This is a genomic window from Flavobacterium saliperosum, from assembly GCF_900100625.1.
GTDB lineage: Bacteria > Bacteroidota > Bacteroidia > Flavobacteriales > Flavobacteriaceae > Flavobacterium > Flavobacterium saliperosum.
On the sequence record NZ_FMTY01000011.1, the window covers coordinates 1 to 8,309 of the forward strand.

General features: G+C 30.6%; 11 protein-coding genes. 3 read left to right on the plus strand and 8 right to left on the minus strand.

Annotation, left to right across the window (positions count from 1 at the left end):
- Window positions 1-135 precede the first annotated feature (135 nt).
- The 7 genes from BLQ05_RS13335 to BLQ05_RS13365 all read right to left on the minus strand — a co-directional run bounded on the left by BLQ05_RS13335 (window position 136) and on the right by BLQ05_RS13365 (window position 5,190).
- A complete protein-coding gene (locus BLQ05_RS13335) occupies window positions 136-471 on the minus strand; it encodes a DUF2185 domain-containing protein (RefSeq protein ID WP_023577715.1) in 336 nt (111 codons plus the stop codon).
- Between the two features lie 196 nt (window positions 472-667).
- Window positions 668-1,039, minus strand: coding sequence for a hypothetical protein (locus BLQ05_RS13340; RefSeq protein ID WP_074460146.1), 372 nt, complete (start codon window positions 1,037-1,039; stop codon window positions 668-670).
- 608 nt (window positions 1,040-1,647) lie between these two features.
- Entirely contained in the window at window positions 1,648-2,085 is a 438-nt protein-coding gene (locus BLQ05_RS13345) for a DUF4348 domain-containing protein (protein ID WP_023577496.1), read from the minus strand.
- Window positions 2,086-2,264: 179 nt separating this feature from the next.
- A complete protein-coding gene (locus BLQ05_RS13350; RefSeq protein WP_202898546.1) occupies window positions 2,265-2,792 on the minus strand; it encodes a hypothetical protein in 528 nt (175 codons plus the stop codon).
- A gap of 192 nt (window positions 2,793-2,984) precedes the next feature.
- Complete coding sequence (locus BLQ05_RS13355) at window positions 2,985-3,419, minus strand: hypothetical protein (protein ID WP_035654972.1); 435 nt, start codon at window positions 3,417-3,419, stop codon at window positions 2,985-2,987.
- Between the two features lie 203 nt (window positions 3,420-3,622).
- A complete protein-coding gene (locus tag BLQ05_RS13360; RefSeq protein ID WP_035654974.1) occupies window positions 3,623-3,985 on the minus strand; it encodes a hypothetical protein in 363 nt (120 codons plus the stop codon).
- 218 nt (window positions 3,986-4,203) lie between these two features.
- Entirely contained in the window at window positions 4,204-5,190 is a 987-nt protein-coding gene (locus BLQ05_RS13365; protein ID WP_023577500.1) for a phosphotransferase, read from the minus strand.
- Window positions 5,191-5,575: 385 nt separating this feature from the next.
- On the opposite strand from BLQ05_RS13365, the gene BLQ05_RS13370 reads away from it, so the two are divergent.
- From BLQ05_RS13370 to BLQ05_RS13380, 3 genes are read left to right on the plus strand one after another with little or no spacing between them, the layout of a single operon-like run.
- Entirely contained in the window at window positions 5,576-6,223 is a 648-nt protein-coding gene (locus BLQ05_RS13370) for a hypothetical protein (protein ID WP_143000965.1), read from the plus strand.
- Window positions 6,224-6,234: 11 nt separating this feature from the next.
- On the plus strand, window positions 6,235-6,831 hold the full coding sequence (locus BLQ05_RS13375) for a hypothetical protein (RefSeq protein WP_023577502.1): 597 nt from the start codon (window positions 6,235-6,237) through the stop codon (window positions 6,829-6,831).
- A 3-nt stretch (window positions 6,832-6,834) separates the two neighbouring features.
- A complete protein-coding gene (locus BLQ05_RS13380; RefSeq protein WP_035654977.1) occupies window positions 6,835-7,230 on the plus strand; it encodes a hypothetical protein in 396 nt (131 codons plus the stop codon).
- A gap of 214 nt (window positions 7,231-7,444) precedes the next feature.
- On the opposite strand, the gene BLQ05_RS13385 is transcribed toward BLQ05_RS13380, so the two are convergent.
- On the minus strand, window positions 7,445-8,008 hold the full coding sequence (locus tag BLQ05_RS13385) for an STM3941 family protein (RefSeq protein ID WP_143000966.1): 564 nt from the start codon (window positions 8,006-8,008) through the stop codon (window positions 7,445-7,447).
- Window positions 8,009-8,309 lie beyond the last annotated feature (301 nt).

The following is an 8,309-nucleotide window of genomic DNA, read 5'->3' on the forward strand; positions in this document are numbered from 1 at the left end:
TAACGTCCCGGGGCTTCATGAAGTTGGGGTTTATATATTCCCAAACCATTGAATCATCACGGAAGCCAAATATAAGAAATAACCTTTAAATTTAGCCTTAAAACCCCAATTTCATGAAACCCCTGTTAGCGGTAGTTATTCTATAATTAATTTAAATTTGTCAGTTCCTTGAATCCTTTCCAATTCAGAGCCATAAGGATAAGCTAAATAAGGAATTATTGTTTTGTCATAGTTTGCAATAGTATTAATATTGTAAATCATTGTATTGTTAGGATTGTCAACATAATCTTGGTCTTCAGTCCCTGAGAAAAATCTCCAACCACTGTCTATTTCTTCTTCAGATTCTTCACGATACATATAGCCAATTTCCATTCCCTCAACAGTTATTTTATCTGTTGCAAAACATCCACCCATTGCAGGAACAAGTTCAATTATTTCGTTTGCTTTTAATTTGAAATTTTTTGTTGTCATTAGCTATCTAAGTGTTGATTGGTTGTTCGCTCGTTTTTGGTATAATTACCGCTAACGTCCCGTGGCTTTGCGAAGTTTGGGGATTAGTTTACCCAAAAGTATAAATTTAAGACTAAGTTTACAAATACAAAACCAACATTAAATTTAGCCTTAAAGCCCAAATTTCGCAAAACCACTGTTAGCAGTTGCCTTTAATTTATTGTTTACGGAAATACTTAATTTTTTCAACAATACCTCTTTCTGTTCTTATGAATGAGACAACTCTAAATCTGTTAGTTTCGTGAGTAATAATCCAAGCTCCTAAAGGTTTGTTCATAATTGCAGATGAGCAAGATTGTGGGGGCGGTTGTTGTCCCGCTGGTCGACCTGGAAACCATATTTTGCATTCTCCAGGTGGAGGTAAATGTCCATTAGGAATTTCCATATCGGCAAAAGGATACAAAACAATTTCATCATTGCGTCTTTCTTTGTTCTCAGGATATTCTGTTCTTGTTGGGTAATAAATTGTAGAACAACCTATTAAAAAATAGGAAATAATTAAAATTGAAATATAAGATGTCTTTTTCATGTTTTTAAATCTTTATGTAATCAGTGTCTTATGAATAAATGGCTAAAATTAATTACATTTTTAATATTTCTAACGTTTCAAACTTACAAATATTATTGTGTTTTTCTTTTAATTATTTAATTTCCGTTTTTTTGGGTAAGGTAACTGCTAACGTCCCGGGGCTTCATGAAGTTGGGGTTTATATATTTCCAAACCATTGAATAACCACGGAAGCCAAATATATGAAATAACCTTTAAATTTAGCCTTAAAGCCCCAATTTCATGAAACCCCTGTTAACTGCTGGTGCTTTAGCATTATAGACAAAGGTTTTCACGCAACGTAAACATAAGTAGCTCTACACAGATTTACGTAACGATTAGACAAAGAATGTAAATTGGATTTGTGCTATGAAAAACTGAACTATGTGCCAAAGAAAAATGTTGTGAGCACTTGCAGTTAACGTCCCGCCGGCTTTATGTCAGTGGCGGATTTATTGTTACTGACGTTTACAAATATACCGAAAAGGGTGAAAGAAAAACGTGAATTTTAATACAAAAAGTGCGAGCAGAAACTTTCCAAAAAAATCCCAAGCCCCGCCATTGCATAAAACCGCTGTTAGCAACAGTTTTTATAAATTTTGCTCAACAGCGTAAACCAAATACCATTTTCTATTTATTACTTCAAATTTATATTCTGACCAAAATCCAGAATTTTCAATCCAAAATTTTTGATAAAACGATTTATCTGTTTTTTTATAATCTATTTTATATTCAGTAGTATCAATATCATGAATTTTTGTTTTCAATGTTATCCAATTAGCTTTTGACCAATTGACTTCTCCATCACTGTCAAATTGATGACCTTCTAATGGAAATTTAATTCTCGACATTTGAAATATAGAATCATTATGAAATTTATCATAGAATTCATCAAAATCCTCGATTGTAACTTCTTTACCAATAATGGTTTTTGTACTTATCTTTTTGCTTTTATCGCAATAAGTAAATATTGATAAGATCGAAAGAATGGTTAACAATAAAAATGATTTTTTGAATGGTTTTGTCATTACCTATTGTCTTTAATTTGCAGTTTTGGCTAAAATTGTTGCTAACGTCCCGTGGCTTTGCGAAGTTTGGGTTTATATTGTTCCAAACCTTTCCATTTGGATTTAAGCCAAATATACAAAAAGATCCTTCCATTAAACCCTTAAGCCCAAATTTCGCAAAACCACTGTTATAAGCCGTTTTAATTAATCACATTTCCTTTAAAATCAAATTTGTATTCATTATTGTCCCAGTCTTTTGCGATAATGATACCGTTTTTTATTTCAAAATCATTTTCTCCATTTTGCGTTACAAAAATATCTCTGCCACTATGCTGCCATTCAATTTCACCTTCAATTGACAATCTTGTTATTTCTAATTCTCCATGTACGATAAAGAAGTTGTCTATTTTAAATAGTTCAAAGCAAGTAATCGTATCGACTTTTGTTTTCCAATTGAGATTTAAGTCAGGTAAGGAAAGACAGTAAACAGAATCTCCGCAGCACATAAACAATTTATCATTTTCGACAATTACCGATTTATTACTTGCTGCAGTTGCGCCACCTGCTGAGCCAATTATCGCGCTAAATTCTTCTTCATCTCTAACGACTCTGATACCGTATATAGACGGAAATATATAATCTGATTCATCAAAATACTTTTTATCGTAATTATATAAATTATCAGATGAGTCCAACGAATAGGCTGAATCACTGAAAATTGAAATCACGAAATTCTTGTATTTTGTCGTCATCGTTTTTCAAAAATGGCTTATAACGTCCCGGGGCTTCATGAAGTTGGGGTTTATATGTTCCCGAACCATTGAATAACCACGGAAGTCAAATATATGAAATAACCTTCAAATTTAGCCTTAAAGCCCCAATTTCATGAAACCCCTGTTATAAGAAGCCTTTATTTTCTATTAGTTGATGACTATTTTTTCTAACTTTTCAAGGGATAATTTTCCAGATGAATATTTCTTTTCATTTTCAAGAAATTTTCCATCTATTTTGAATGTATAAATTCCTTCACCAATTGCAAGCCAATTTTTCCATTTTGGACTATTATTCAAACTGTCTATTCTAAATTTTTTGCTTTCAATTTTTAAAAATAGAGAATCTGAATTATTTGTCCATTTTCCCTTCATGAACATCGAACAATTTTTCATTTCAAAAGTTGAATCTTTTTTTAAATTTAGTTCAGTACCAACAGTCCAGCTATCATATTTAAAATATCTGTAAATTTTGTCAGTATATGAAGGTTTGTAAATTTTATATTCTCCAACTAAATACAAATCTTTTTTTTGGCAGCCAATTGTAAAAGTAATGATAATAAGGGAAATAAAAATATGCTTCATAACTAGTTTATTTTCACTTAGAATGTATTTGCGTCACAGTTTTTTCCAAGGTTTCTTATAACGTCCCGCCGGCTTGCTGCAGGTGGGGAATTATTTTCCCAAAACTAACAATTTAAGATTAAGTTTACAAGTACAAAACCAACATTAAATTTTGCCCTAAAGCCCCACTTGCTGCAAACTGCTGTTATAAGCTGGCCTTAGTTTTAGTTATTAAATTCATCATTATATTCAGTTATCATTAATTCAGGCTTCGATTTTGAATATTTCACATAAACACTATCACCTTCTTCAACTTTGTCATTTATATTAAATCCATCACTTTCTTCATACAACTTTCCTTCAACTTTATACTCGACTCTAATATGGTGACCTTTATGAACTGATTTTTTAGTTATTATTCCACGCGTCATAGAGTAATCTTTCTTTACGAATTCAATTTCTTGTTCTCTTTCTTCAGTTAAACCCGTTGCAATAAAATATATAACGCTTGACGTTCCAATTAAAACTAGAAAAATGCAGATTTTCTCTTTTAGAGTTTTTTTTGGAGGTTTAATATTTTTACTCATTTTTAAATGTTGATTTAATAGTAAAATGATCTAGAGAATCTATTTCCACAATATTTTTAGCGCAATTTTGGGCGGCTTGCTTATAACGTCCCGTGGCTTTGCGAAGTTTGAGGATTAGTTAATCAAAAGTATAAATTTAAGACTAAGTTTACAAATACAAAACCAACTTCAAATTAAGCCTTAAAGCCCAAATTTCGCAAAACCACTGTTAGCCACAGTTAATTCTTTTCGATTTTATAGTAATCACACCAGTCTTTTATTCTTCCTACAAACATTTTAAGATAGTTTTCTGTTAGAAATATATTGGACCAATCAAATCTTTGAGCTTGAACACCAAGATAAAAAATAAAAATCGACGCACCAGTTTCTGGGATTAAGTTTATCTCTTTATCTGATAATTCTCTTTGTTCTTTGTAACCTTCAAGAAAACTTTTGACTTTTAATTCGTATTGATTTTTGTCTTGTTCGATGAAAAATAATTGTTTGCAGAAATACCCAACATCCAAAATAAGTAATCCATTTCCACAATTATCAAAGTCGAATATTGTTATTTCATTTTCTGCATTTATGCTGAAATTGTCATACCAAATATCAAGATGAACAATTCCCTTTTGGTTATCTTTCAAATTGCTTTCTTGAAAGGTTTTTGATATTTTTTCACCAATTTCTCTTAAGAATTTCATTTCATTCAAATCTTCAGTGAAAAATGGTTTTAAATAATTATATGATTTTTTTAAAAGTATTTCAGAATCATAATTCACTCTGTCGATTTTTTTGCTTGCTGTTATATTATGAATTTTAGCAATAAGAGAACCAATCGTAAAACAATTCTCATTTGTCATAAATCGTTTTTTCTCACCATTTGCAAATGAAAAAAGCACAACATAACGAATTCCTTCAGGAGCATTAACTTCTTGAATTAATTCATCGTTTTTATCTGAAATTGGAAACGAAACAGAAAGATTGTTGTTTTTAAGTGTTTTTAAGAGCTCTAATTCTTCTTTAATTTCAGTTTTACTTCGCCAATTATGGCAGTAAACTCTAACAACATATTTTGTATTTGAATCTGAGATGAAATAAGTGTGATTTACTCCTGTTCTAAATAATTTACATTCAAAATTGCTATTTAGATTATATTTTTCTATTATAAAGTTACCTAAATCCTTTTCTGATAATGTAGAAGCAATTACTGGGAAAGTTGTCATTCGGTCTCGTTCTGGTTTAATTGTGGCTAACGTCCCGTGGCTTTGCGAAGTTTGGGGTTTTTATTACTGTTGATTACAAATATACCGAAAAGAGTGAAAGAAAAACTTGAATATTTATGCAAGAAGTGAAAGCACCGGCTCTTCCAGATACACACTCCCGCCGAAATTTCGCAAAACCACTGTTAGCAGAAGTTTTAATACTTAATTTTATATTAGGTGTGCAATATTGTATTTAATCTTTTTTAAAACTTGTAATTGAAATTGATTTCTTATATGTATAATTTCAATGAAGGAATATTCTTCAATGAATATTATGATAGAAATAACATTTTTATTGATATTATTTATTAATTTCAATATATATTTACACCCTAAAATCTATTTTATGGCAAAAATTATGGTGCCCGAACAGGTGTTTCCTGGGTTTAAAATAATTAATCAGCTTAACGATAGTCAGTTAGATAATCTTATTGGTTATTTGAATAACTTAGATATTGGAAAGTTTTATGGAGATATCGCAAAAGATTTAAGTGAACTCTTGATAATTGATGGGGATGATTTATTGCGAACATTGCTTAGTTTTACAGAATTATTATCTGGAGAGAATGTTGATATTGGAGTTCTCTCGAAAAATCTAGCTGAATCATATAAGGAATTTTCTAGAGTGGGTATAAACACGAAAGAAACTAACAAGTTAAAAGCAAATCTTCTTCAAATTCTTTCAAATTTTAATAAAATTCAACTTACAGATAGAGTTAGGGAATATAAAGTTGAAAACTCTAATAATTTTAGAGATTTTAAGTTGCTTACAGACCTACGTTTTATGCAAACTGAGGAAGATGCTAAAAGTAAAAACTATGGTATAATTTTGCATAAACTATATATAGAATATCAAAATTCCATTCCTAGAAATGAATTACATCTGCACGTTGGAATAGATGACCTGATTGAATTAAAAGCTGAGATTGAGAAAGCGATTGAAAGAGATAAAATGCTTCGAGAAAGTTTTTCAGGAGATATTAAACTAATTTAAAGTCAAACATTATGACAGCTGATGTTCCAGTTGAAAAAGTTTATACATTAAAGAATAGAGATGAACAATATAGTATCAAAAGTACTGTATTTTCACCTAAACAATCGTTATGGAATGAACCAGATTGGCAAACTATTAAAAAGGCTACGTGGATTAAACCACAACTTGAAACGCATACCCATCAGGATATTACTTTAGCTGTAAACAGTACTATAAGCTTAAAAATACCATTTGCAAATAAAGAGTTGGAAAGTGTATTTTTAGAAGGGAAATACATTCTTGAATTGAAAGATGATTGGGATGATGAAGGTGCTATTGGATATACAGAACAATCTTGGAAATCTGCTGCTGATTTTATTGTAAATTATAATAAGTGGTTAAGAGGTATTTTTTCAGGTAGCTTACATTTACCGAAAATGCATCATGGACCAAAAGGCACAATTGATGTTGTATGGAATGAAGATAATTTCAGACTTTTTGTAAATATTGATTACTACAATAATAAAGGAACTTTTTATTCCGATACTCCTAAAAAACAATACTCAGAAGGTGAATTTTTGTTAGATGATTTTAAATTTCAAATGCTACCATTGCCCTTCAAATATTAATATATGGAAGTAGTTGATAATTTACCAGATGAGCATCATGTTTACATGAGAGTTCATAAACAAAATATTGATTTTAAAGCAACAAGTCCAAATAGAATGATTCGCCCAGTTGCTTTTGATGCAAAAGGAGAAGGAGGATTATCTGTGGATTGGTCAAAGTATTCAACCCCTCAACAATCTTTAGAGCGAGCTAAAGTTCCTGAAAGTAATGGTGTAATTTCAATGCCAATCAAGGGTATAAGAGCAAATCCTTTGCCTCTTTCTGTTTTGCACGTACCAGAGGAAACAAATTATTCACATTCTGAAATATTTGGAATCCCTCCCAGAAAACCCTCGGATATGGGAGTTCGTGTTAAGTTAATGGATTTGTCAATTTGGGAAATCGATTGTAAAGAATAGGATATTTACTTTATATCTGAAAGGTTCTCAATATAGTTATTGAATTCGCCTAGTTTTTTAAAAATTTCTGCTAACGTCCCGGGGCTTCATGAAGTTGGGGTTTATATTTTCCCAAACCATTGAATAACCACGGAAGTCAAATATATGAAATAACCTTTTAATTTAGCCTTAAAGCCCCAATTTCATGAAACCCCTGTTAGCGGCAGTAACTTTATTATTTGTATTTTGTATGGAATTCATTCAAAGTATTTAGTAATTCAGTATTATTACACTTAATAATGTTTGGCTGGATAGAGAATGAGAAACCGTATATTAATTTGTTCAACGTCATTTTAAATCTTTGCATAGGGTTTTTAACTTTTTGCGCTACCAATTTTGGATTGTTAACATTTATGGCTATAAAATTTGCAGATTTAGATGATTTGTAATTGGAGATTTTTTTGATTTCTGACCACTTTAAAATTCGATGATTGATATTATCTGTAAGATTTTCATTTGATAAAATCAATGCGGGTTGGTTCGCATTAAATGAAATAATACTTTTAATAAATGGAGGGATAAGTATAAATAAAAGCATACTTAATACGCTTAAAAATAAAATTGTAATCCAGATAAATTTTGAGAAAATTATTGCCAAAAAAGAAAACAGGAAAAGTATAGCGATTAAAAATACAGCAAATACTATTAAAGTATTTCTTGAAAAGTAATAACTTACAATAGTTTGATTCATTTTACCCGCATTTTTTGTGTTATTGCCGCTAACGTCCCGGGGCTTCATGAAGTTGGGGTTTATATGTTCCCAAACCATTGAATAACCACGGAAGCCAAATATATGAAATAACCTTTAAATTTAGCCTTAAAGCCCCAATTTCATGAAACCCCTGTTAGCGGCTGCTGTTTTTTTTTTTTAGTACTGTTGTTTTGAAGAATCATAACCACTTTTAATACGTTAGACAACGTATTTTATTACGTTAAGAACCACTTTTAATACGTTAGGCAACGTATTTTATTACGTTAAGAACCACTTTTAATACGTTAGGCAACGTATTTTATTACGTTAAGAACCACTTTTAATACGT